This is a genomic window from Paenibacillus sp. NMA1017 (assembly GCF_058895805.1).
In genome coordinates, this window is the sequence record NZ_JBZXYR010000004.1 from 132,365 (window position 1) to 156,410 (window position 24,046).

Annotated in this window: 25 protein-coding genes; 1 reads left to right on the forward strand and 24 read right to left on the reverse strand. The window is 45.3% G+C overall.

Features of this window, described 5'->3' with window-relative positions; genetic code table 11:
• Window positions 1-54 precede the first annotated feature (54 nt).
• The 20 genes from licT to AC5ELV_RS12875 form a co-directional block, all read right to left on the reverse strand.
• On the reverse strand, window positions 55-888 hold the full coding sequence (licT, locus tag AC5ELV_RS12780) for a BglG family transcription antiterminator LicT (protein ID WP_493430510.1): 834 nt from the start codon (window positions 886-888) through the stop codon (window positions 55-57).
• Window positions 889-1,471: 583 nt separating this feature from the next.
• Window positions 1,472-2,488 (reverse strand): GTP 3',8-cyclase MoaA, encoded by a 1,017-nt coding sequence (moaA, locus tag AC5ELV_RS12785; RefSeq protein WP_493430511.1) that lies wholly within the window; start codon window positions 2,486-2,488, stop codon window positions 1,472-1,474.
• Between the two features lie 37 nt (window positions 2,489-2,525).
• Window positions 2,526-2,759, reverse strand: coding sequence for a MoaD/ThiS family protein (locus tag AC5ELV_RS12790; protein ID WP_493430512.1), 234 nt, complete (start codon window positions 2,757-2,759; stop codon window positions 2,526-2,528).
• A complete protein-coding gene (locus AC5ELV_RS12795) occupies window positions 2,752-3,195 on the reverse strand; it encodes a molybdenum cofactor biosynthesis protein MoaE (RefSeq protein ID WP_149093834.1) in 444 nt (147 codons plus the stop codon). Before AC5ELV_RS12795 ends, AC5ELV_RS12790 begins: the two co-directional genes overlap by 8 nt.
• Before the next feature lie 85 nt (window positions 3,196-3,280).
• The gene (locus AC5ELV_RS12800) at window positions 3,281-4,300 is read right to left on the reverse strand and encodes a ThiF family adenylyltransferase (protein WP_493430513.1); all 1,020 of its coding nucleotides are present in this window, start codon (window positions 4,298-4,300) and stop codon (window positions 3,281-3,283) included.
• Window positions 4,293-5,447: a nitrate/nitrite transporter gene (locus AC5ELV_RS12805; protein ID WP_493430514.1), complete on the reverse strand. Its 1,155-nt coding sequence runs from the start codon at window positions 5,445-5,447 to the stop codon at window positions 4,293-4,295. The genes AC5ELV_RS12800 and AC5ELV_RS12805 overlap by 8 nt, the downstream gene beginning before the upstream one ends.
• Window positions 5,448-5,612: 165 nt before the next feature.
• The gene (locus AC5ELV_RS12810) at window positions 5,613-6,143 is read right to left on the reverse strand and encodes a hemerythrin domain-containing protein (protein ID WP_493430515.1); all 531 of its coding nucleotides are present in this window, start codon (window positions 6,141-6,143) and stop codon (window positions 5,613-5,615) included.
• A gap of 22 nt (window positions 6,144-6,165) precedes the next feature.
• On the reverse strand, window positions 6,166-6,813 hold the full coding sequence (locus AC5ELV_RS12815) for a response regulator transcription factor (protein WP_023989699.1): 648 nt from the start codon (window positions 6,811-6,813) through the stop codon (window positions 6,166-6,168).
• 7 nt (window positions 6,814-6,820) lie between these two features.
• Entirely contained in the window at window positions 6,821-7,885 is a 1,065-nt protein-coding gene (locus AC5ELV_RS12820; RefSeq protein WP_039274412.1) for a PAS domain-containing sensor histidine kinase, read from the reverse strand.
• Window positions 7,886-8,338 (reverse strand): GAF domain-containing protein, encoded by a 453-nt coding sequence (locus AC5ELV_RS12825; protein WP_029515512.1) that lies wholly within the window; start codon window positions 8,336-8,338, stop codon window positions 7,886-7,888.
• Window positions 8,339-8,383: 45 nt separating this feature from the next.
• A complete protein-coding gene (narI, locus tag AC5ELV_RS12830) occupies window positions 8,384-9,067 on the reverse strand; it encodes a respiratory nitrate reductase subunit gamma (protein WP_493430703.1) in 684 nt (227 codons plus the stop codon).
• Window positions 9,067-9,633, reverse strand: a complete 567-nt coding sequence (gene narJ / locus AC5ELV_RS12835) for a nitrate reductase molybdenum cofactor assembly chaperone (RefSeq protein WP_493430516.1) — start codon at window positions 9,631-9,633, stop codon at window positions 9,067-9,069. Before narJ ends, narI begins: the two co-directional genes overlap by 1 nt.
• Entirely contained in the window at window positions 9,626-11,203 is a 1,578-nt protein-coding gene (gene narH, locus AC5ELV_RS12840; protein WP_028542275.1) for a nitrate reductase subunit beta, read from the reverse strand. Before narH ends, narJ begins: the two co-directional genes overlap by 8 nt.
• Window positions 11,193-14,867: a nitrate reductase subunit alpha gene (locus tag AC5ELV_RS12845; RefSeq protein ID WP_493430517.1), complete on the reverse strand. Its 3,675-nt coding sequence runs from the start codon at window positions 14,865-14,867 to the stop codon at window positions 11,193-11,195. Before AC5ELV_RS12845 ends, narH begins: the two co-directional genes overlap by 11 nt.
• A 198-nt stretch (window positions 14,868-15,065) precedes the next feature.
• The gene (gene modB / locus AC5ELV_RS12850; protein ID WP_493430518.1) at window positions 15,066-15,743 is read right to left on the reverse strand and encodes a molybdate ABC transporter permease subunit; all 678 of its coding nucleotides are present in this window, start codon (window positions 15,741-15,743) and stop codon (window positions 15,066-15,068) included.
• Window positions 15,740-16,594: a molybdate ABC transporter substrate-binding protein gene (modA, locus tag AC5ELV_RS12855; protein WP_493430519.1), complete on the reverse strand. Its 855-nt coding sequence runs from the start codon at window positions 16,592-16,594 to the stop codon at window positions 15,740-15,742. The genes modB and modA overlap by 4 nt, the downstream gene beginning before the upstream one ends.
• Window positions 16,595-16,623: 29 nt before the next feature.
• Complete coding sequence (ric, locus tag AC5ELV_RS12860) at window positions 16,624-17,343, reverse strand: iron-sulfur cluster repair di-iron protein (protein ID WP_493430520.1); 720 nt, start codon at window positions 17,341-17,343, stop codon at window positions 16,624-16,626.
• Window positions 17,344-17,452: 109 nt separating this feature from the next.
• Window positions 17,453-18,874, reverse strand: coding sequence for a protoporphyrinogen oxidase (gene hemG, locus AC5ELV_RS12865; RefSeq protein WP_493430521.1), 1,422 nt, complete (start codon window positions 18,872-18,874; stop codon window positions 17,453-17,455).
• Window positions 18,858-19,973: a TIGR04053 family radical SAM/SPASM domain-containing protein gene (locus tag AC5ELV_RS12870; RefSeq protein WP_493430522.1), complete on the reverse strand. Its 1,116-nt coding sequence runs from the start codon at window positions 19,971-19,973 to the stop codon at window positions 18,858-18,860. Before AC5ELV_RS12870 ends, hemG begins: the two co-directional genes overlap by 17 nt.
• Window positions 19,974-19,987: 14 nt before the next feature.
• A complete protein-coding gene (locus AC5ELV_RS12875) occupies window positions 19,988-20,776 on the reverse strand; it encodes a YwiC-like family protein (protein WP_307347464.1) in 789 nt (262 codons plus the stop codon).
• Between the two features lie 169 nt (window positions 20,777-20,945).
• Here AC5ELV_RS12875 and AC5ELV_RS12880 point away from each other — a divergent pair, with 169 nt between their 5' ends.
• On the forward strand, window positions 20,946-21,368 hold the full coding sequence (locus tag AC5ELV_RS12880) for a hypothetical protein (protein WP_493430523.1): 423 nt from the start codon (window positions 20,946-20,948) through the stop codon (window positions 21,366-21,368).
• 29 nt (window positions 21,369-21,397) lie between these two features.
• Here the strand turns inward: AC5ELV_RS12880 and AC5ELV_RS12885 are convergent, their stop codons facing one another.
• The 4 genes from AC5ELV_RS12885 to AC5ELV_RS12900 all read right to left on the reverse strand — a co-directional run bounded on the left by AC5ELV_RS12885 (window position 21,398) and on the right by AC5ELV_RS12900 (window position 24,038).
• A complete protein-coding gene (locus AC5ELV_RS12885) occupies window positions 21,398-22,195 on the reverse strand; it encodes a hypothetical protein (protein ID WP_493430524.1) in 798 nt (265 codons plus the stop codon).
• Between the two features lie 78 nt (window positions 22,196-22,273).
• Window positions 22,274-22,741, reverse strand: a complete 468-nt coding sequence (locus tag AC5ELV_RS12890) for a hypothetical protein (protein ID WP_493430525.1) — start codon at window positions 22,739-22,741, stop codon at window positions 22,274-22,276.
• A gap of 182 nt (window positions 22,742-22,923) precedes the next feature.
• On the reverse strand, window positions 22,924-23,625 hold the full coding sequence (locus AC5ELV_RS12895) for a DUF1963 domain-containing protein (RefSeq protein WP_493430526.1): 702 nt from the start codon (window positions 23,623-23,625) through the stop codon (window positions 22,924-22,926).
• A 20-nt stretch (window positions 23,626-23,645) separates the two neighbouring features.
• Window positions 23,646-24,038, reverse strand: coding sequence for a cell division protein ZipA C-terminal FtsZ-binding domain-containing protein (locus tag AC5ELV_RS12900; RefSeq protein ID WP_493430704.1), 393 nt, complete (start codon window positions 24,036-24,038; stop codon window positions 23,646-23,648).
• Window positions 24,039-24,046 lie beyond the last annotated feature (8 nt).

Consider the following 24,046-nt stretch of genomic DNA (forward strand, 5'->3'; position numbering starts at 1 on the left):
AAATTCGATCTAGGTTGGTTTCGCCTGCATTACCAGTAACAATCCAAGAGTTATTCAATTTTGTCTTTGGGTCACACGCTGAATATGAATCGTTATATACAGCTTTTCCTCATCTGACAATACCATATTCAAGTATTTCTCGATCTTCAGCATGCAGCCATAGGCCTTTTTGTACTTCGCTTTCACTTGCCTCCACAAAAAATCGTCTTCCAGTTCTACTTTTTCTTTTTTATTTAATCGCTGAAAGAAGAATCTTAAATGTGTAATAAATCGCTCATAACTGATCGAGTGTTCATCTATGGTGGTATTATAAGAGTATTTAATAATATTCAAGATGTCGTGTATTTTTTGAGTTTGCTGAGCAACATCTGCTACCTTGTTGTAGGAGCTGTTTACTTGAGCATTGATTAAATGAAGAGCAATATTACCTGCTTCATCTTCTGACAATCGTTTGCCTGTTTCGTCTTCAATGAACTCCAGTGCCTTTAAGCCAATAGCAAATTCTTTGGGATAAAATTTTTTGATCTCCCAAATTAACGGATTTGCATTTTTAAACCCTTCATCAAACATTTTAAATGCATTGTTCATGTGATCCGTAAGCGAAACATATATATAATCGCTCAATTGTACTTCTAATATGCTTTTTCCATATTCAATGATGTCATAGCATAACGAAACATATTCTGATGCAACATCCTCTAACAATAACTTGAATTTCTCTGAAGCATCTTTATGTTTAAGCACAAAGACCTTTTCAATTAGATGCTCTTCTACTTGTTCGCCTGCACTCTTTTTGAATGCAATACCACGACCCATAACAACAAATTCATCTCTTTTTTGATCTTTGGCTATTATGGCGTTGTTATTAAATATCTTCGTTATGATCATCTACTGCCCCCCTTATCCCATCAAATTTAAAAAAGGATTTAGATGCTGGGCGAAATTTCAGATAGGTCACAAGACGGTAATAGCCGATCAAACCTTCATCGTAAATCAAATTCAAATGTATTGATTTACAATTCGTGTATTGAAAACGCATTCATAATAAGAGACAAAGCCTTACGTTTTCCCTGAATGATCTTGAGTGCTCCCAAACCGATCTGATATTCCGTTTTGAAAATGGATATAGTCGGTTAACCACGTCCTATGACATCATTTTTCGGATGTCGATTCGTTGGTCGACGTCATTATCTTTGTTGTTCAGCACTTGTAAGGCTTTATATCACTCACCTTTCTGCGTTATGGCTGGCCAGATATTCATATCATGCAGGATATCGTAAAGCTTGTATTCTGAAAAGAAAAGGCAAAACCCAACACATGGAAATCTAATTCCATGCCCCGGGTTTTGCCTTTTCAGTAACAATCCCAAGATCATAATAACATCGAATTTAAGTTTTGCCAACAAAAATGTTTGCGCTTTCTTTTTTGGAGCAACCACATCAAATACAGCACATTCCCATGGTATAAAATGTCAGCCTCCAATGTAGGACATGCTAATCTTTTTTTTGTTGTTGGCTGTCTGCTCCGTACGTTCATCGGAATACCGGTCTGTACGTTGTTCCCATACTGAAGTAATCACATCGAGTAATTCCTGGTCATTCGCTCCATTACGAAGCATCTGGCGTAAATCAAATCCGCCTGAAGCAAACAAACATGTATAAAACTTGCCATCGCACGATAAGCGGGCACGTGTACAAGACGAACAAAACGATTCAGAAACCGAAGTAATAAAACCAATCTGTGCGTCGCTGTCTTTATAACGATAACGCTTTGCTACTTCTCCAAAGTAATCCCGATCCATCGGCTCCAGCTCGTACGCATTCTTAAGTCGTTCAACGATTTCTTTTTTGGTTAGTACCTTTTTGAAGCTCCATCCGTTGTCATTACCTACATCCATAAACTCGATAAAACGAAGGGTTATTCCCTGCTCCTTAAAATAAGCGGCCATCGGCAAAATCTCCGAGTCATTAACGCCTTTTTGAACGACCATATTGACCTTGATTTCAAAGCCGATTTCTCTTGCATATTCGATCTGCTTCAAAATAACATCAGGCTTAATCCCCCGCCCATTCAACCGCCCAAACAGCTCGGGGTCCAGAGCGTCCAGACTGACATTAAGCCGTCGTAGCCCCGCGTCATAGAGAGGCTTAGCCTGCTGTCCTAGCAGCACACCGTTGGTGGTCAAACCGACATCTTCCACTCCGTCAATGGACAGGATTTGGGAGACCAGATCGGGTAGATTCCTGCGCATTAATGGTTCGCCGCCCGTGAGTCTGATCTTTTTTACACCTAGGGATACAAAGAGCTTCGTCAGCCGCTGAATCTCTTCAAACGACAGACATTCATTTTGGGGAAGAAAGGCGTAATCGTCACCGAAAATCTCTTTGGGCATGCAATAGGAACAGCGGAAATTACAGCGGTCCGTAACCGATATACGCAGGTCACGAATCGGCCGCTGCAACTTGTCTTTCAGTGGATGAAAATTCATACGCCCCCTCCTTTCTAGTTGTTTAGCATCGTTATCATTAGCCGCCGCTGACTGGGGGAATGAAGGCTGCAATATCTCCATCCTGTAATACATCCGTAGACAACGCATACTCCTCGTTTATCGCAATTCGCACAGACTTGATCAGCATATCTGGATATTGATCTGTTATCCAATTGGATAAATCGCCTACCGTTTGGCCCGCCAAATCTGCCAATTCTTCTGCTTTTCCCGTCACCTCACGGAGTCCCGCAAAGTAGTACAGCTTAATCATGACTGATCTCCCCCGGCTTTTTCTTTTGATCTCCGACCCACTGCGTTCCATCTTCCCAAATCTCTCGTTTCCAAATAGGAACTATTTCTTTGATTCGCTCGATCGCGTATTCATTCGCCTCATACGCATCCGAACGGTGAGGTGAAGAAACGGCAATGACAACGGCAATATCACCGATTTGAAGCTCGCCAATGCGGTGCGCGATCGCCACTCGCGTTCCTTCCCATTTCTGTTCGATTTCGCGGCCAATCTCTGTGAGTTTTTTTTGGGCCATGGGGACATAGGCCTCATAAGCAAGGTATAAGGTCCGTACGCCTTGAGTCCATTCTCGTACGTGCCCTGTAAAAACAGTCACCGCTCCTGCTTCCGGCCTTAGGACATAATCCGCATAAGCCTGCGGGATAATGGGCTCCGTCACGATTTCAAATACACTCATCTTTTCCACCTTCCAGCCACCGGACAAGCCACTCTCCGGTGACAGACTCTTTTAAATATTTCTGCTTATTGTATCTATATCTCATTTAACCGAACAGCTGATGATATAGTTTTTGACCGTTGGCAACACTCCGTACACCGTGTATGAGAAGCCTTCCGTTTTTGAATAAAATCATTCGGTGCTTAAAAGCATAAAATTCAACGAAATAAGGGGTTCTTTTTACACGATCTGCTATAAGCCTGCCCATTTTCTCTGCATCATCGAGCGTGATCGGACGTTGTGGGTCTGGAAGAACCTGTACCACGTTCCGTCCGCACAGAGCAGCATACGCCGAGCGACGTGATGCTGTCAGTGCAGGAAACGTAGGATGTTCTCCACAGGTTGGACAATCTTGGTTACGGATGCGGGAAATCCCTATGTCCATCTGCGTGTTCTCCCATAGATCAAATAGATGAACCTTGCGGCGCATCTTATCACGTCCGCCGCTCAGCCACTTCATGGCTTCTGCACATTGGAGGGCGGCTGTCACCTGAACTGCGGGTGAGATGATTCCAGCCGTATCGCAGGTCTGATTGATCGCAGGCAGCGATGGCAGAAGGCAGCGTAAACAAGCTGACTCGCCCGGCACGAATGGAAAAACAACGCCTGTGCTTCCAACACAGGCTCCGTAAATCCATGGAATTCCTGCCTTCAGTGCAGCATCGTTGATCAGCAGACGAGTTTCGAAATTGTCCGTAGCATCCATCAGTAATATACTCTTGCTGGCAAGTTCTTGAACAAGCCCGGCATCCAAATTATCGAGATATGTGTGCAAGCGTACGTCTTCTCGTATGGCTTTCAGCCTTTTTTCGGCTGCCATAACCTTGGGCTGCATTTCCGCGGCGTCCTGCTCCGTGAACAGCTGCTGACGTTGCAGATTCGACATCTCTACATAGTCCCTGTCAACAAGATGGAGCTCCCCAACGCCCGCTCTTACCAATGTTTCGGCGATGGCGGAACCCAGTGCCCCGCAACCGATAATGGTGACGACAGCAGCGGATAGATTACGCTGCCCTTCGCCACCAATGGGTCTAAATAAGATCTGTCTGGAATAACGATCATTCATTAGATTGTGTCCCTTGATAATACAGCCATATGACAAGGATCAGGCTAGCCAGCGCCACTTGGGAGAGTAGCATGAATCCAATGGAATAATGGCCAGTAACGGCATGAATCGTCGACAACAAGATCGGAGGGAAAAAGCCACCGAGACCGCCCATCATGGATACAATTCCGTTAACTATACCTGCTTGTTTATTAAAATAAAATGGAACTAGCTTGAAGATGACGCCGTTCCCCACTCCAGCACATACAGCGATCGCCAAGCAGCCTACTGTATACAGGGTAATCCCTGGTGAAAAAGCCAAAAGAATCGCAGCGACCGTATAAACAGAGAACGTGCCTACCAGCAGGAACAGGGGCTGAAACCGATCCGCCAGCCAGCCACCGATGGGGCGGAAGAAAGTGGCAATCGCTATGAAGCCTGCTGTACGCATCCCTGCATCCACTTTGGTCAGTTCAAAATTTGATACCAGGAAATTCGGCAAGTACACCGTGAACGCTACAAATGAGCCAAATGTAATAAAATAAAAGAGCGAGAAAAACCAAAGCTTCTCATTTTTGTAAACCCCTTTAATCTGCTCCATAATGGGCGTCTTTACTTTAGCTTCATGACGGTCCCCTAAGAAGAAATTCAAAACGATAAAAACAAGCAGCAGAATGAGATACAGCTTCACTGTAGGGGCCCAGCCCATTTGGGTAGCCACAATAGGGGCCGAGAAGGTAGTGACGGCTGTTCCCAAATTTCCTATACCATACATTCCATTTACAAACCCATGCTTTTCCTTTGGATAATACTTCGGTAGCGAAGTCACCCCAACCGAGAACACTGCTCCTCCAATTCCAAGGAACAAGCCACCAATAATTAAATCTGTCATCGTAGAAGCTTCACTGATATAGTAGACGGGAAACAAAAGCAAAATAAAGCTAACGAGAAAAACGATTCTTGCTCCGAAGATGTTGGCATAATAACCAAGCGGAATGCGCAGAACCGATCCCAGCACGACCGGAATCGCCGTGACCATGGCCAATTTTCCGGGTGGAATAGCAATATCCTCCGTAATGAACGGCATAAGCGAAGAAATGATAACCCATACCATGAATCCAAGAATCAAGTTCAATGTTTGTAGCGGCAACTGCATTTTTCTAATCATTTAACTCACCTTTTCAACGTTTTTTCTGTCGAATTATTATTTGAATTTTCTGTCCCCATTGTAGCCGCTAGCCGATCCATTCGAATATAGGGGACTCCCCTTTACCTGGCAGGGGACTCCCTGAAAATATAAAAAGCCGCTTCTGTAAGAAGCGACTTGGTCTTTTTAAGAGATAAGTGTATTTAATTTGTCACATAACTTGGTTAGATCATTCCGATTGATCTGTTGCTCTGCCATAGGAAAAAGTACAGTTTCTTCTTTTATAAAATGTACAGTCAGCACTTCAAAGGCCTCTCCCGCGTTCTGGGCTGCCTCCTGAATGTCATCAAGCGTGAGCAAACTCAAATCGCCCTCCGTCTGATGAAGAAAATGATCGATATAGCCCTCTATTTCACGGTGCTCCTCCTGTATACCGACGAGCGGCCCCTGCTCAAAACCAATGTAGGTTCCTAGCATAGAAAAGAAGTGTTCTTCTTCCTTTTCGGTATGTTTCTTGAGGGGTACCCTAAAGTCGATAATCTGCATTCTCAGTTTTTCCAGTTGCTTGCGGCCTTCTTCCAAATCTAGTATTCTGTGCTGCTCAAACCACAATACAATGGCATGCCATTCATCCATCAGATAGGTTAGATATCGATGCTCATTTTCAAGAATACGCATGGCAGGTTTGGAAAAGCGCAGTTTCTCATTTTCCAGCACGCGGATTTCCTCCATTCATCGGCTAAAAATCCAGCATTTTTTTCTTTAATGCATATTGGACCAGTTCAGGCCGGCTTCTTAAATTCAATTTTTCCATGATCTTCGCTTTGTTCGCTTCCACCGTCTTGACAGAGATGAACAGCTTTTCCGCAACTTCCTTGTTACCGTAACCTTTTGCGACCAGAGGCAGAATCTCCAGTTCCCGCTTGGACAGGATCTCATAAGGATCTTCTGATTGTGACGTCGTATCTTTTTTGATAAACTCACGAACGAGAGAAGTAGCCATTTTAGGATGGATATAAGTCCCACCCCCATGAATGGTTCGTATGGCAAGTAATAGCTCCTCATCTGGAGCATTTTTCAAAACATACCCTGAAGCACCATTCTTTAAAATATGAAAAAGATATTCTTCATCATCATGCATGGTCAGAATCAGAATTTTAGTATCAGGGTGGTCTTCTTTAATCTTGCCTGTGGCGATCAATCCACTCTCGCCTGGGGGCATGCTGAGGTCCATGATCAGAATATCTGGACGATATTTAGCTACCATTGTATACGCTTCAATGCCGTCTGCAGCCGTTCCAACAACCTCCATATCCGATTGGAAGTTCAAAATCATGGAAAATCCGCTCCGTACAATTGCATGGTCATCCGCTAACACAATTTTGATCACGTCTTTACTCCTCCTCATGTCCAATCGGAATTTTTAAAAATACTTTGGTTCCTTGACCCACATTCGAAAGGACGCCAAAACTTCCGCCTACCAGCTCTGCTCGCTCCTGCATGCCATATAAACCAAGTCCCGTTCCAATAGGGTTGCTCCCCTTTTCAAAGCCAACCCCATCGTCCTCTACAGTCAAACGAAGCGTATGATCGTGCTCAGACAAAGAAACTTTAACCATATCTACCTGGGCATACTTCAAGGCATTGAGAACAGCCTCCTGGCAGACACGGTAAATGACCGTTTCCTTTTCACTTCCATATCGCTTTTGGGGAAGATCCGACACAAATTCAACGACAAGACCAAAGCTTTGCTCGACCCTCTTGAAATGAGAACGAAAGGCCGCTTCAAGCCCAAAATCATCAAGTGTAGCGGGACGTAGTTCCACAGACAGGTTACGAATATCATCCAGCAACCGCGTCATGGATGCTTCGGTCTGCTTCATGTTTTTGATAAGCTGTTCATCATTCGTCATGTATTTTAACACCCGCAGCTCAACAACCGCGCTCATCAATTCCTGGGCGACGCTGTCGTGCAGTTCCCTGGAAAGCCGTTTACGCTCATTCTCCTGCGCTTCAATGACATGCTTCATCATTTTGTTTTGATACAATTTCTCCTGCGTCTGAAATTGCGGAGTCAAGTCCCTCAACATCAACACCCTTGTTCCATGTTCAGAATCAATGGTGTGAAAAGAAGCGGCATAGGGGATCATTCCGTTGCTCTTTGTTTCCAGATAAACCTGAAAAGAAGCGAAATCCTTGGATTCTGGCATATTGAAATAACAATCAAGGCAGGTACGGGGCTCCGTTTCGCTTGTATAGCCCCTGCATGTTCCACACAAAGCTTTTTCCTTCCCTTCATAGAGTTGAATGAGGACGTCATCGCTCACAATCTCCTCCGCTGCCGGGTTCATAGCTAGGGTGTTCCCTTGCCCATCAAAAAAGAAAATGGCTTCTGTACTGTTCTCAAACAACTTCACCATTAGCGCATTCAAAGAGCCAGTCCCTACAGATAATGTCAATTACATCACTTCCTTCCCGTTCAACTCTCCAAATCCCCTATGCGCCAAAGCTTCCAAATCACGCATCATGGCTGCGGTCATCAGCAGTTCTTCCCGAAATCCACCAAGCAGTACGCCCGCGACGCGAGCATCATTCCATAGGGGAACAGCCCCGAGACTCTTAAGTTTCTCGGATTGAACGATCGGGTAGTTAAACAGGTTGTCTGCCCCCACATATTGATGAACAGATGGAATGAAAACGGATTTCCCAGTTTTGAACACGACTCCTGCTATGCCCTTTCCGGATTGCAGTACAATTCGCTTAAAGCGATCATTTAAATTACCGGCTGCATTTTTCCATTTAATTACGTATTGATATTCGGCCGGTTCAACCAGAGCAAGCGCCATGAAATCATAACCGAAATGTTCGCGTATTCGCTCAAGCTCCCTTTGATAATCCATCCTATTATTCATCGCTCTCTCCTAATAGAATTAGGAAAGAAGGCAGAGCCCGCTTTCCTAATTCGATTTATGTCTTCTGTAAAGGATATAACTTCTGCGCACATAATTCAACGGAACACTCCACACATGTACAAGCCGGGTAAACGGCCAGAATGCAAAAATCGCAAAGGCCATAAGGATATGAAGCTTGAAAGATATTGGTACGTCTCTCATCAGTGTCGGGTCGACACGGAATATAAATAAACCGCGGAACCAGATTGAGATCGTCTCCCGATAATCGAATTCCGGCTGTACCGCATTCGTTACGAGAGTCGCAAACATCCCCATGCATACAATGGCCAAAAGCAATACGTTTACAATCAAATCAGACGCCGAACTTAAATGGCGCACATTGCGTATTGTAAAACGACGAGAGGTGAGAATCAACATACCGAGGAACGTCATCGCTCCAAATATACCACCAATATAAACTGCTCCAATATGATACAGATGATCATTTACACCCAGTGCATGCATCCAGGTTTTCGGTATGCCCAGACCAGACACATGACCCATAATAACCGGGATAATACCCAGGTGGAATAAGAGGCTTCCGATCATCAATTGTTTCTTTTCAATAAATTCACTTGATTTCGCTGTCCAATTAAACTGGTCGTTTCTGTAGCGAAAAATATGGCCTACAATAAAGACGACCACGCACATATAGGGGAAAATGACCCATAAAAACTGCTCTAGCATCATCATAGCGTAGCTGCCTCCTGTTCTACGCAAGCTTTAAGCGTTTCGCGCAGTCCCTTCACCAGATGAAAATACGGGCTTTCCATTTTTTCCAGCGCTTTAAGCAAATGATATGTGCCGTCTTCCAGGATCGCGATTGGCATGCGGAAGTTTTCTGTCGTCTTCGGATCTTGCGCCCATTCGGCGGCATACAGAAATTCACACATGAGCGGAAGGTAATCTGGCAGCTCTCCATCTGGCATTTCAAGACCGTACATCTCATATAGCACCTTTAACTTGACCAACATTTGTCCCCGTTCTTTTGCATCTTCGAATTTAAAGTAAGTCATATATAGTGCACAATTTTTTTGAAAATCAAAGGTTTCTGTATACATCTCCTGAATCTCTTCCATACTGAACTCTTGCATAAGGGACCAGTAGGTGTTCGCATACGTATATGCCGGATGGTTCGGATCAAACGATGCTTCCAGAAAAGCCGGATGAAAATCCAGCTTTTCCGGGTACATGAGTTGCTGAGCGAAAAACCCGAATGATGGCTTGCATTCATACAACTTCGCTACATTAATCACGCCAAATACCCCCGTAGAAGTTTTCTTCGTACATTTCTTTTCCAGTTTTTAAAGGCTCTTCCATCCCCATCGAACTTGCCATACTACAGCCATCACATCCAGAGCCTGAACCCATGTTGCCCATGGTATCGCCGTAACCCGCAGATCCTTGAGCCCGGTACGGATTCGAATATCCTTCTTTATGCGATGTCGGAATGACGAAACGATCCTCATACTTGGCAATCGCCAGAAGTCGATACATCTGCTCGGTCTGCCGCGGTGTCATGCCGATGCGCTCAAGACGGCTTTCATCGAAAGATTGTCCTGTGGACTGTGCACGCATATAGGAGCGCATCATAGCCATTCGTTGCAAGGATTCTTTCACAGTTTGTGTGTCGCCCGCCGTCAGCATATTGGCAAGGTACTGAATAGGGGTACGCATCTCTTCGATAGCCGGAAAGATCATATCGGGATTCTCAATCGAGTCTTTCCCTTCAAAGTAATTCATGATCGGACTGAGTGGTGGCACATACCAGACCATAGGTAATGTGCGATATTCCGGATGAAGCGGGAATGCCAGCTTGTGCTCAATGGCAAGCTTGTAGACCGGCGAGTTCTGCGCTGCTTCAATCCAATCCTCCGAGATACCGTCTTTTCTCGCTTGAGCAATCACTGCCGGATCACTTGGATCCATAAACAGGTCGCACTGCGCTTTATAAAGCTCTTTCTCATCCTGCGTAGAAGCGGCCTCAAGCACTCGATCCGCGTCATACAGCATAACGCCGAGGTAGCGAATTCGTCCTGTACATGTCTCGGAGCAGACCGTCGGCAGGCCAGCTTCCACACGTGGGAAACAGAAGGTACATTTTTCCGCTTTATTCGTCTGCCAGTTAAAGTACACTTTTTTGTAAGGACAGCCCGTCATGCAATACCGCCAGCCACGGCAGGCTTCCTGATCCACGAGCACGATTCCGTCCTCGTCCCGTTTGTACATGGCTCCCGAAGGACAGGACGCGACACAGCTTGGATTTAGGCAATGTTCGCAAAGCCGTGGGAGATAAACCATGAAGGACTTCTCAAAGTTAAATTTAATCTCTTCTTCGATTTTCTGAATATTTGGATCAAGCGGACCGGTTACATGCGCACCCGCCAGGTCATCTTCCCAGTTTGGACCCCACTCCAAATCCATTTTCTCACCGGTTACCGCAGAATGTGCGCGTGCCACAGGTGAATGCTTCTGCTCACCAGCATTGGTCAGCTGCTCGTAATTGTAAGTCCAAGGCTCATAATAATCTTTCATTTCCGGCATGTCTGGATTGTAAAAAATCTTACCCAGCGCTATCTTGGACAGCTTGTTGCCTGACTTCAGCTCCAGTTTCCCTTTGCGCAGCTGCCAGCCGCCTTTATATAGTTCCTGATCCTCCCAACGCTTCGGATAACCGATACCGGGTTTGGTTTCCACATTGTTGAACCACATATATTCCGCACCTTTGCGGTTCGTCCAGGTTGTTTTACATGTCACGCTGCACGTATGGCAGCCAATACATTTATCCAGGTTCATGACCATGGCAATTTGAGCTTTAATCTTCAAGCCAGTTAACCTCCTTCATTTTACGTACCGCAACGTACACATCACGCTGGTTGCCGATTGGACCATAATAGTTGAATCCATAACTAAGCTGAGCATATCCACCGACCATCTGTGTTGGTTTGAGATGAATTCTTGTTGGTGCGTTGTGACTACCGCCGCGTGTATCCGTGATTTCAGAGCCTGGCACTTGAATGTGCTTATCCTGAGCATGGTACATGAACATAGTCCCTCTTGGCATCCGATGGCTGACAACGGCCCGGGCGGTTACGACGCCATTACGGTTGTATACCTCTACCCAGTCATTGTCAGCAAGATCGTGCGCCTCTGCGTCTTCATTGTTGATCCACACGGTAGGACCTCCACGAAACAGCGTAAGCATGTGCTGGTTATCCTGGTAGGTGGAGTGAATATTCCATTTACCGTGCGGTGTCAGATAGCGAAGCACGAGTGAATCTTGTCCGCCTTTTATTTCCCGATCTCGAGGACCGAACACCATCGGTGGCAGCGTCGGTTTGTAGATCGGCAATGATTCTCCAAATTGTTGGAAAATCTCATGATCAATATAGAAATGCTGTCTTCCTGTCAGAGTACGAAACGGAACGAGACGTTCAATATTCGTTGTAAATGGTGAATAGCGGCGTCCCTTCTTGTTCGATCCAGTGAATACTGGTGTCGGTATAACTTCCCGAGGCTGTGCCGTGATACTTTGGAAAGTGATCCTTTCCGCTGCCCGATCGGCCGAGATGTCTTTAAGTTCAACACCGTGAAGCTCTTCTGCCTGCTCATAAGCCTTTTGCGACACCCGTCCATTAGTCGCGGATGAAAGATGAAGAATTGCATTGGCCACTTGGCGAGCTGTCTGGATTTTTGGCAGTCCGTCTTTAATGGACTCATCATAATAAACTCCGTTCAACTTTTTCATTTCCTCATATTCTTCTGCTACGGAGAAGCTGACGCCATGCGCACCTGCTTTCCCAGTAGTCAAATTCGGACCGAGTGAGATAAATTTATCGTGAATTTTAGTATAGTCACGTTCGATGATGCTGAAATTCGGCATGGTTTTACCCGGGGTTGCTTCAATCTCACCCTTCGTCCAATCCTTTACAAGACCCATCGGCTGTGAAATTTCACCCACACTGTCGTGTGCGAGCGGCGCGGTCACAAGGTCTTTATATATACCTGGCAGGTACTCTTTCGCCATATCAGAAAAGACTTCGGAAAGCTGGCGGTAAATATCCCAGTCTGCACGAGATTCCCACAGTGGATTAACGGCCGGATTAAACGGGTGTACGAAAGGATGCATATCGGTTGACGACAAATCCGTTTTCTCGTACCAGGTTGCCGCCGGAAGCACGATGTCCGCGTACAATGGGGTTGTCGTCATCCGGAAATCAAGTGCCACCATCAAATCAAGCTTTCCTTCTACATCTTCTCTCCAGACGATTTCCTCCGGTTTCTGCTCCTCGTTCGGCCGGGCAAGCAGGGCATCAGATGCTCCGAGTAAATGCTTCATGAAATACTCTTGTCCCTTCGCCGAACTGGAAATCAGATTGGATCTCCAAACAAAGAGTGAACGCGGGAAGTTCTCGGCCGCCCCAGGATCTTCTACAGCGAAGCGTGTCTTGCGTGATTTAATCTCTTCCACAGAATGATTAATGATTTCCTCGTTGGACTTCTTGCCTAATTGCGCAGCCTCTTCGGCGAACAGCAGACTATTTTTATTAAACTGTGGATAAGAAGGCAGCCAACCCAGACGCGCTGCGAGCACGTTGTAGTCTGCTGGATGTCTGTAACTGACATCCCCGCCAGTCGGTGACTTCAAGGTGTCTGTTCCACTTTCTTCGTAACGCCACTGCTCTGTTGCAAAGTAGAAAAACGATGTAGCATTTTGCTGTCGAGCCGCCCCTTGCCAGTCTTTTGCAAAAGCAATCGTTGACCAGCCTTCGATTGGGCGGAGCTTTTCTTGGCCAACATAATGCGCCCAGCCTCCACCGTTTACACCTTGCGAAGCAGTCAACACGACAAGATTCAAGATGGACCGATAGATCGTGTCACTGTTGAACCAGTGGTTGATACCCGCACCCATAATAATCATGGAGCGTCCTTTGGTATCGATAGCATTTTGAGCAAATTCCCGAGCAATCTGTACTACAACAGACGCCTTCACACCTGTGATCTTCTCCTGCCAGGCAGGGGTATAATGCGAAGCTTCGTCGTAATAATTCTTGGCGTTATGAGAGCTGTCATTGCGTGCGACACCGTACTGGCTCATCATCAAATCGTACACGGTTGCTACGTAACGTTCCGAGCCATCTGCTAGGCGTACTTTTTTGACCGGAATTACTCGTTTGAATGTTCCATTACCCGCGTTATCAAAATAAGGGAATACGATTTCTTCCCATTGCTCACCATGACCTTCCACAGTGAGTGCGGGCTCAACTTTTGTTCCGTCTTCCCGCTCCAGAATCAGGTTCCATTTCTTATCCTGCTCCCAGCGCTGTCCCATCGTACCGTTCGGAACCAGCATTTCCCCCGCCGCTTCGTCATATATGACCGGCTTCCAGTCCGCATGCTGCGAAACATCCCCAAGGTCACTCGCCCGGAGAAAACGTCCACCTTTCCAGGCTCCTTCGTGCGGATCAAGCAGAATCATAAACGGCATATCTGTATATTGTTTGGCATAGTTAATGAACATCGGTTCTTGGCGCTCTTTGTAAAACTCATCCAAAATAACATGTGTCATAGCCTGGGCTATAGCAGCATCTGTACCCGGATGTGGTGCAAGCCAGTTGTCAGCGAACTTCACATTCTCCGCCAAGTCGGGAGCCACTGATACAACTTTTGTTCCCTTATAACGTACTTCCGTCATAAAATGAGCGTCTGGTGTCCGGGTAAGCGGTACGTTCGATCCCCACATGATCAGGTAACCTGCATTGTACCAATCAGAAGATTCCGGTACATCCGTCTGCTCACCCCAAATTTGAGGAGATGAAGGTGGAAGGTCGGCATACCAGTCATAGAAACTCAACATCTGTCCACCAAGAAGCGAAATGAATCGGGCTCCTGAAGCGTAGCTTATCATTGACATCGCCGGTATTGGCGTAAAGCCCGCGATCCGGTCGGGACCATACTTACGAATGGTATAGATAAGTTGCGCCGAGATCAGACGCAGGACATCGTCCCAAGCGACACGGACATGACCGCCTTTTCCGCGAGCTGCTTTGTAGAGCTTAGCTTTCTCCGGATCTTCCACAATGCTTGCCCAGGCTTCCACGGGATTGGCATGTTCCTGGATGGCAGCCTGCCAAAGTCGTAATAGCTTGCCGCGCATATAAGGGTATTTCACGCGTAATGGACTATATTCATACCAGGAAAATGTAGCGCCACGCGGGCATCCGCGCGGTTCGAATTCTGGCATATCTACACCGCAGGAAGGATAATCGATCTGTTGATTTTCCCAAGTGATGATGCCGTTTTTGACAAAAACCTTCCAACTACAGGAACCGGTGCAGTTCACTCCGTGAGTCGTCCGAACCACTTTGTCGTGAGACCAACGCTGACGGTACACGTTTTCCCATTCTCTATTTTTTTCCTCAAGGATTGACCAATTTCCCGAATAGCTTTCGATCGGTTTAAAAAAGTTGAGGTTGTATTTCTTTTTCATCGATGACCAACACTCCTTTTTAGAATAAATCATCCCAACGCAAGTTCCATGGGAAGGTTCATTCGCTTACTCTCATTATGTAATTCATTCATCGCTGTTCCCATTAGGGAATGTCCTATAGCGCTACAGGAAATCCCTCGTTCTATGGAAAGATATAAAAAAGCCTCCCTCTGCTAAAGGGAAGCTTATATGAAGTGATTAATTGTTCTTTTGGCCTGTTAACAGGAGCATGATAAAAGAAATGAGTATGATAGAGCATGTCCAGGCCCAGGCCATAGGAAGATGACCAGCATCCACCGCAATATAAATGGCCGTCGGAATCGTTTGTGTTTTACCCGGAATATTTCCGGCAATCATCAGCGTAGCACCAAATTCGCCCAGGCCGCGGGCAAAGCCGAGTATAAAGGCAGCTTTAAAAGAAGGGAAAATTAAAGGGAAGGTGATATATCGAAAAACCTGCCATTCACTTGCACCCATCGAACGTCCCGCGTTTTCCAAGTCCCGGTCAACAGAAGACAATCCCATTCTCAGCGTCCGATAGACAAGAGGAAAAGCCACTACCACCGCTGCTACAACCCCAGCCCACCACGAAAATATAATAGGTTCGCCAAACCATTGCTCCACAAAACGTCCGAACCCGCTTTTTCGTCCAAGTAATATTAACAGCAAAAAACCAACAACCGTCGGCGGGAGCACCAAAGGCAGCATAAGCACGGTTTCAACCACCGTTTTCCCTTTAAATAATCCTAACCTCGACATGGACCATGCCACAAGCAAGCCTAATATGATTACTATAACGCTGGATAACAGTGCAACCTGCAACGATAATCGGATAGGAGGCCAATATTCATTCCAATCTATATCTTGCATGCTCACTTCGGTATGGTAAATCCATACTTAGCCATAATATTCAGAGATTCTTGCGATTGTAGGTATGCATAAAAGTCTTCGGCTTCTTGAATGTGCTTGGAGGCTTTGACAATCCCGATTGGATACTCAACAGGTGAATAGGTTGTAGGATCTACCTCAAAGGCGATTTTTGCCTTTTGTGAAGTCAACGCATCTGTTTTATATACAAATCCGACATCAGCATTCCCAGTTTCCACATATTGCAGCACTTGTCTAACGTCTTTTGCTTGAACCAGCTTGCTCTGTAACGTGTCCCAAAGCTTGACGTTCGTTAGTGCTTCCTGTGCATATTTGCCTGCAGGAACACTTTCAGGAATGCCAATTGCCACCTTCTTCACTTCTTGTTGCGTTAAATCCGTCACACCCGCAATGCTCATCGTTCCATCTGCAGGGATAACCGCAACCAATTCGTTCGTCAGCCATGTTTTTTGTTTATTGCTCTCTATTAACTGCTGATCTACAAGAGACTTCATGTTTTTCTTCGAAGCGGACAGAAACAAATCCGACGGCGCTCCTTGCTCAATTTGTTTTTCAAGCGCACCAGAGCCGCCGAAATTAAAATTCAGTTTGAGGCCTGGATGGTTTGATTCGTATAAATGCTGAATTTCTTTGAGCGCATCCGTTAAGCTGGCTGCTGCGGATATGGTAAGCTCAATAGTTTCGGCCTTTTTCGAAGCATCCTGACTGGAGGCCTCATTGTTCTGAGCCGGGCTACTATCATTTGAAGCTGATTGTTGCCCCGCACCGCACCCTGAAAGTAATAAAATGATGGAAATAACCAAAACGAAAACCGTGCTACTTTTAATTAATTTATGCATTTGGTTCGGCTCCTCATGTTAGTTCATCATCAATTAATAGGTTTCGCTACTAGCTGTGCCTGTCTCGTACGTTCAACTAGCGTACAATTCTCAAGAAGAATATGATTAAAAATATCTGCTTCCAGGTCTTCTAACCGCTTCAATACGAGTCGGTGCGTACCACAAGCTTCCTGCATCGGCTCAAAGCCGTTTGTGATCAAACGCATTTCCTTCAGGAATTCCACCACCGTTTGATGTTCGTCTTGCAACTTGGACAAAATTGGATTTAATTCATCTGCTTGTTCCACTGTTGATTCCTGTAAAAATGCTTCAATCATCGGAAACACAAGGTCCTCCTCATATTGAATATGTTCCGATATTTCCTGTTTAAGCAAGGTGAACAGTTCATTAACTCGCTTTAGATGCGGATAACGTTCGCCGTGAACCCGCGTTAGTTTGGTTACATACGGCGTTAACGCCGATAGTTCTTCCCGAAGCTTCGTATGATACTCATTTTGAATATAGGCGATTAGTTCTTTTGGTTCGAGTGAAGGAGGTTGCATTTGCTTATGCTGTGCCTGCTTTTTTTCCACTTCATGTATCTGCGTCAGCAGTTCACCAGCGTGGAGACCTTGATTGGCTGCTGCTTCACGGAGCGATATTTTCCCTCCACAGCAGAAATCAATCCTCAATTTGCGGAACAGATCTCCCGTTTTGGGTACTGCTTTCACAATGTCCGCCACCCATGTTTCTTCCGTTAACTGGCTCATCTTCTATTCCTCCGTCTTACTTCGATTTTATGCTCAACTTTCATTCTACGTCTCCCTTAAAGCTGAACCAATCAGGGGGTTCCCTCTTTCACTCGTGGAAAGAGCCTGATTATAAAAAATCAGAAAGCAACTGTTCAGCCGCTTCTTTCCCTTGAGCGATGCAATCTGGAATTCCAACGCCCCCATAGCCGGCACCACATAGAAAAACACCCGGTAAATCCTGTGCAAAGTCCTGTCTGATCTTCGCCATATGCTCTTTGTGTCCAATCGGATATTGAGGCATTGATCGATCACACCTACTGACTTCGGTGAATTCCGGTTCCGCTTCCAGGCCCATTAAATCTTTCAAATCTTTACGCGCGGCATCCACAAGTTGATCGTCTGTCATCTGGATCCACTCCTGTGCACCTGCATGTCCGATGTAGGTCCGTAAAAGCGTATATCCTTCAGGAGCAGTGTGGCTCCACTTCGTCGAAGACCAAGTGCATGCCGTAATCTTTTTGCCTTCTTTGCGGGGGACTAAAAATCCCGTTCCCTCAAAATCAAGATTAAGATCTGTGTTTTTATAAGCAAGAGCAATATTCGCTACGGAAACATAGTGAATCTTGTGTAACCAGCTAGCGCTTGCAACGCCGGAGAATAATGTAGCTGCTTCAAAAGCTGGAACAGCGCAGATTACCGCATCCGCATCTATTTTTTGTCCGTGTTCTAATATGACCTGATAACCGCTTTCTTTCCTTACTTCAACTACACCTTGCCCCATAACAAAACGTACGGTATCCAGTCTTTCCTTTAGCCGCTCCACGATTGAAGATAATCCTAGCCGATAAGAAAGAAACATACTTTTCTTAGCGATATCCGGCAGTTTGTCTTGTACTGCCGGCTTTCTTCCAGCCCCTTTAGACATACCCTTAATCAGACTTCCATGCTTTTGTTCCATTAGTTTAAATTGAGGGAAGGTTGACATGAGGCTCAGGGAATGTGTATCCCCAGCGTAAATTCCAGACAGCAGAGGTTCCGTAATCTGGTCCAGAACTTCTTTGCCGAGACGCCGTTTGATAAAATCACCTAGAGATTCGTCCGCATCACCTTTCTTTGCCGGAATGATTAAATCCAGGGCTGCCCGTGCTTTTCCCAGCGGAGAAATAAGTCCTGTCCGAATGAAGGGAGTGAGCTTTGTTGGAATGCCCAGAATGAAGCCCATCGGCATCGTATGAAGTTTGCCCTTATGCAAAATGCTAGCAGATTTGGCTTTCGGGTTTGTCGATACCAGTTCTGCTTCCAGCCCCAACTCCATAGTCAGATCCAATATTGCCGTCTTTCTGGCCAAGAAAGCATCCGGTCCTTTTTCGATCATAAAATCGTTTTGGCGAACGGTATGCAGCTTTCCTCCTAGACGTTCACTTTTCTCCACCAGTGTAATCTCCACTTCAAGTTGCCGATCCTCAGCCAGCTTTTTTACATAAAAGGCAGCACTTAAACCGCTTATTCCTCCGCCTAGAATAACGACTTTTTTAGAACTTTTCTTCATGAAAACACTTTTCCTCTCCAACCCCGGGTATATAAGCGCAATAAGGGTCACTCTCCAAATAGTCTCCTGTTACTGCAAAAGCCCTTGCTCTGGAGCCCCCACAGACGGCCTTGAATTCACAGACTCCACATTTACCTTTAAGTAGGGACTTATCTCTAAGATTCATCATGATCGGAGAGTTGCGATAAATATCTGCCAAGCTATCCTTTCGTACATTCCCGCACATAAGAGGCAGGAAACCGCTCGGGTATACTTCGCCGATATGACTAATAAAAACAAATCCATCTCCGTCATTTACGCCTTTAGGAGCACGTCCTAAAACATCTGCCCTCTTTTGTCCGTCTGCTACACTGCTCTCATCTGCGCTGTGCTTTTGCTGCAGTACAACCCTCCGGTAGTGAGGAGCTTCTGTAGCCTTCACACCGTACGGCATCTGTTGCTGTATTTGATACAACCATTTCATTACGGCTTCATGCTCATCAGGTGTAATCATATCTTTCTCCATGCCACGTCCAGTTGGAACAAGGAAAAATAAACTCCATAACACGGCCTGCATTTCCTTTACCCTTTCTGCAATTTGCTCCAGATCATGAAGATTGTACCGGGACACCGTAGTGTTCACTTGAATAGGGATATTCAGTTCCTTTAAATAACCAATTCCTCGCATGGTCGTATTGTAAGAACCCGCTGTACCCCGAAAATGATCGTGAATCTCGGCACATGAACCGTCCAGACTAAATGCCCACCGCGATAATCCAACTTGCTTTGCTTTTTCTACCGCTGTTCGTGTCACTTTAGGAGTGGCACTGGGGGTCATTGAAACCGACAGATTTTTCTCTTCAATTGCATATTGAGCCAGTTCAAACAGATCAGGACGCATTAAAGGATCTCCGCCTGTGAATACAAGCAACGGATGATTCATTTCAGCGATTTGATCTATTAGCTTTTTACCTTCTTCTAGTGTCAGTTGGCGAGGATCAGGTTTGTACTGAGCTTCCGCTCTACAGTGAAGGCACTTTAAAGCACAAGCTCGTGTAACCTCCCAGATGACTATAAACGGGTCAGTATGATAATCACGCGGCGTTTTCAAAGATATCATTGATGTCTCTCCTTTTAGAAATATAAAAACAACACAAAAACATAGAGCATCATTGAAAATCCAATCTCCGCCATGCCAACTTGTTTTGCCTTTAATCCGAGTTTAGGAAGCCAAATGGCTCTTATCAAAAAAATTAAAAAAGGAACAAACAGAAATAACTTTAACCAAGTAGCAAACAACAAAATCACCACATGATAGATAACGGAAGCATAATGGTAACGTATATTTTTTCTTTCACGAATGATCGTTTTGACATACAAAGCAGTTCCGATAAAGTAAAGCACCAAAAGCAAGAATAGCTCTGTTGCTACCCTCCAATCCTCTCCTCCCCCCATATAAATAACAGGATATATAAAAGAACAAAAGAGTAGAATTGCAACAATGTCATTGAGTAAAGCACGTTCATTTTTCGTTCTCGCAAAATAAATATTAGCCATAAAAAAGAGCAATAAAAGAACTCCATACCAGATCAAGGCAGGCTCAAACCATATCAGTGAAATTAATAAAGGAAGTAATATCACTCCGTATACAACGGCGGGTTTGCGGTATCTTTCACTGCTGCCTGTTTTGATCCATTGGAGGACAGGAAAACTGAATAAGTAGATAAAAAACCAGCACACAAATAGGGGTATATGAATGAGATCCCCTCGAGAAGCAGCTAAACCGAATAAAAATGGAAGAATGAGCATGGCCCAGGCTCCATGTTGATTGGGTATGTATCTGCTCATCCCCCTCAAACCCTTGATCCTTTTTTCACAATCTTTTTTATGTCTGTTATTTCGGTTAATCGATTCATCATCCATTCCCCCAAGATTGAGTTTTATCTTCTAACTTCATTCTAAGTATTATATGAAATCAAACCAATTAGGGAGTTCCCTTTTCCTTAGAGGGGAAAATCCTAACCGGAAAAATAACGCTATTTTCTTATGCTATACTGTACTAAAAAAGGGAACAAAGAAAGGATGAACTGTTATGGGAGGACCTTCTTTACGTCAACTACATGCTCATCATGCCATTCATCAAGGCGGGCTATCTGGCGCTCTAGATAAGACGAGAGAAGTAGAGGAATTACTCGAAGCAAAAGAATTCAAGGTGGCGCGCCAGGCTGCCGACCACTTGATCGAATATTGGGAAACCCGCATTCTCAGCCATGCTGATGCAGAAGAGGAAGGATTCTATCAGGAAAAGGTCGCGAACAAACCTGAACTGCAGGAGGCTGTCGTCAAACTAACACGGGATCATGATCTGCTGCGAATCATTGTAAAAGAGCTCAAAGCCGGGATCCGTGAAGAAGGGCTTACGCCTGAAGTTCTTCAGCAGTTCCACGCGCTTCTGGTTGTCAATGCCATTCATAGCCGGGAAGAAGAACGTTTGTTGTTTGAGGAACCGTCATGATCAAGATGTGACATAACGATTCACTTCCTCTATAAAAACGTACCAAAGAAATAGTCCAACGCCTCTTGTGAGTATCCGTCATCTCCTTGCCAAGCTGCTACGGAGTAAAAATCATGATTGCCGTGCTGTCGTTTACGAGGCGTGTCCTGCGGGACCAGCAGTCCGGCATATCCCCACACCTCCATGACCACATCACGCTCGTTTTTGCTGGATGGAAACACATCCTTCCAGCGCTTTTCCAATTGACGCGCACTGCTTTGAGCATCACAGTTCTGAACAACTTCGAGCATGTTATGGAGTATAGCTAGATCCTCATCGGAAACCTGAACATCCTCTTCTTGACTGAACAATTCAAGGTCCATCCAGCAATACAGAAGGTGGTTTAGACGAATACCGCCCCATTTGATTCGTTCAAAATTCAGCACATTCAAATCTTCATTGACATATTCCTTATCGGACATCATTTTATTAAAATTACAATCCCCACAGCTACTGTAATTGGACCGGACGACAGGCCGCTCCCCATAAGTGTGCAGAGGAAGCTTTGCGGTTAATGCCCAGCTCGATAAGGCGCTTCGTAAATGAACCTTTTTCGTGGAAAGACTGTGCAAAAACGCTGCTGCCACTCGCTCTTTTGTAGCCTTTTGCTGGTGCAGCTCATGTAACCTGTTTATAATCTCGTTATGTGTAATGGTGATCGGATCGAACATCAAGCCCTTACTTTTGGCATATTCAAAATCTTCACCCGAAAAAGATCCCCGCTCCTGCTTCCAGCCGCTAGAGGACCAGAATGTGTTCATCAGTATTTTTTTTGCCTTTTTATCCACAACACATCTCCCTTACTCATCCAACACCCTCACCTCCAACACAAAGCGAAGGGTTGTAGTGCATTTTATATAAGATTTCTATTCATCTTTATACTTAAAAGCAATGGCTGTATTTCCTGACCGGGGGTCAAAATAAGAAGAGATTTTCCCCCAATTCAGTTCATATTCCATATAGGGGTAGGGCTTTGTTTGACGATAGCTTGGCTTTACGGACAAATGTTGCTGTAACAAACGATCATGCTCCCTTTGCCGCTTTCTTTCCCCTTCCTCAGACCAATTATCCCACGAAGTTGGAAATTCATCGCCCTGAAGCGAAATCTCAACAACAATTAGGCTTGTATCCTTAAAGCATACAGACACAAAAAAATGCCGACGCAGCAAAGAAACCTGGTCAAAATGATACCAGATATACTCATTCCCTAGCTTTCTTATAGAATGAAAATATTTCGAATACCAATCGGCCTCTAACAATTGATCTTCCGTTAACGATGAGTAAATAGCACGCTCACCATCGACCTGAATGATTCCCGATTCCCAGTCACTCATTGCTCCCCACTCCTTCAGCTATTATGCCAATCTCCTACAGTTGCTCTCTGTCCTCATTTGTCTACATGATTGAAAATGGCCTGCCAGGCCCGATCTAGCACGCGCGTATGTAATTGTTTGGCATAAACATTTCTAACGATGGCAAGAACGATCGGTTCCAGACTGTTCTCTACTTAAGTTGATTAGTAAAAATCAAAGTACCCCCGCCAGACTCCTTCATTCTGATGCTTGGCAAAATAAAAACTGCCCCCATCGACAATATTCAATTTGGCTTTGGCATCTGAAGCAATCTGAAACACAAATTCATAGCCCTCGCCAAAGTCGATGCCCGGTTGAATAAAGCTGGGATAGCCACCGATTTTGTGAACCGCATATATTTCCTCTACGATGTCCTCAAAATAGTCGGGTTCCTCCTCGTCCATTTGGTTAAGGGCATCGCCGTATTCCTCAGGGATGTCATCGCCGTCCCAAACCGGATAATCATTCTCTTTAAGCTCAGGGAATAGCGGGAACGCCTTGATTTGCATAAATGCCGGACCAAAATCTTTTTCGACCAAATCCTCTACCGACGTATACTCTCGAATACACATATATCCCTCCATGTCCTCATGATCCAGTACATCGGGAGACAGGAAGACTGTCAACAGCTTGATGCTACGCATAGCTTCAGGGACAAAGGGCAAGGCAGGCAAATACAATTGCATGATCGGAGCCATAACATTCCCCTGTTCATCAATAGGTTGTTCCTCCGTTGGCAAAGCCACTGTAACTCTACCAATCCAGCTTTGTTCAAGGGAATCCGACGGTCTGCGACCCCCTGTATGAAAAATAGTAGCTTTACGTTTTAGAATCGTTCTTAGCTTCTCAATAGCGTTGCTGGACAACGAAATCACTCCTTTCTAATCTAGAATAGAAACAGAACAACATCCTCGCCTGCTTTAAATCCAAACTCTCTTAATCGATCTTCCATCTCTTGAATCTGGCGCAGATAATCTTCCGGCACAGCTGGCAGACCCTGTTCATTCACTAATGTCCCGCCGAGTCTGGTGCGTGCGTATTCCGCACTTTTCCACATCGCCTCAAACACAGTTTGCGGCTGCACGGTTCGCACCCCATCCATACTGAAAATCAAATCTGCAAAGCGATCCTCTGCGAGTGAACTCAACCAAAAAAAGCCAGGCTCGGTTCCCGTATGTACGCTAAATAGTTCATCATAACCTCCCGGCCCGTGATGGTGTGCATGGAAAATATCCATATCTCCCCACTCCATTCCGAGGCTCAGCATGACATCCCAGATATCCGCTC

What these genes read in the sequence shown, in the direction of transcription:
- moaA (WP_493430511.1), bottom strand. Translation starts at nt 2,488, where the DNA reads ATGAATTTTCATCCACTGAAAGACAAGTTGCAGCGGCCGATTCGTGAC.
- AC5ELV_RS12800 (WP_493430513.1), bottom strand. Translation starts at nt 4,300, where the DNA reads ATGAATGATCGTTATTCCAGACAGATCTTATTTAGACCCATTGGTGGC.
- AC5ELV_RS12875 (WP_307347464.1), bottom strand. Translation starts at nt 20,776, where the DNA reads ATGGATGATGAATCGATTAACCGAAATAACAGACATAAAAAAGATTGT.
- hemG (WP_493430521.1), bottom strand. Translation starts at nt 18,874, where the DNA reads ATGAAGAAAAGTTCTAAAAAAGTCGTTATTCTAGGCGGAGGAATAAGC.
- licT (WP_493430510.1), bottom strand. Translation starts at nt 888, where the DNA reads ATGATCATAACGAAGATATTTAATAACAACGCCATAATAGCCAAAGAT.
- AC5ELV_RS12845 (WP_493430517.1), bottom strand. Translation starts at nt 14,867, where the DNA reads ATGAAAAAGAAATACAACCTCAACTTTTTTAAACCGATCGAAAGCTAT.
- AC5ELV_RS12890 (WP_493430525.1), bottom strand. Translation starts at nt 22,741, where the DNA reads ATGAGTGACTGGGAATCGGGAATCATTCAGGTCGATGGTGAGCGTGCT.
- ric (WP_493430520.1), bottom strand. Translation starts at nt 17,343, where the DNA reads ATGAGCCAGTTAACGGAAGAAACATGGGTGGCGGACATTGTGAAAGCA.
- modA (WP_493430519.1), bottom strand. Translation starts at nt 16,594, where the DNA reads ATGCATAAATTAATTAAAAGTAGCACGGTTTTCGTTTTGGTTATTTCC.
- AC5ELV_RS12880 (WP_493430523.1), top strand. Translation starts at nt 20,946, where the DNA reads ATGGGAGGACCTTCTTTACGTCAACTACATGCTCATCATGCCATTCAT.
- AC5ELV_RS12870 (WP_493430522.1), bottom strand. Translation starts at nt 19,973, where the DNA reads ATGATATCTTTGAAAACGCCGCGTGATTATCATACTGACCCGTTTATA.
- AC5ELV_RS12825 (WP_029515512.1), bottom strand. Translation starts at nt 8,338, where the DNA reads ATGAATAATAGGATGGATTATCAAAGGGAGCTTGAGCGAATACGCGAA.
- AC5ELV_RS12790 (WP_493430512.1), bottom strand. Translation starts at nt 2,759, where the DNA reads ATGATTAAGCTGTACTACTTTGCGGGACTCCGTGAGGTGACGGGAAAA.
- narI (WP_493430703.1), bottom strand. Translation starts at nt 9,067, where the DNA reads ATGATGCTAGAGCAGTTTTTATGGGTCATTTTCCCCTATATGTGCGTG.
- AC5ELV_RS12795 (WP_149093834.1), bottom strand. Translation starts at nt 3,195, where the DNA reads ATGAGTGTATTTGAAATCGTGACGGAGCCCATTATCCCGCAGGCTTAT.
- AC5ELV_RS12805 (WP_493430514.1), bottom strand. Translation starts at nt 5,447, where the DNA reads ATGATTAGAAAAATGCAGTTGCCGCTACAAACATTGAACTTGATTCTT.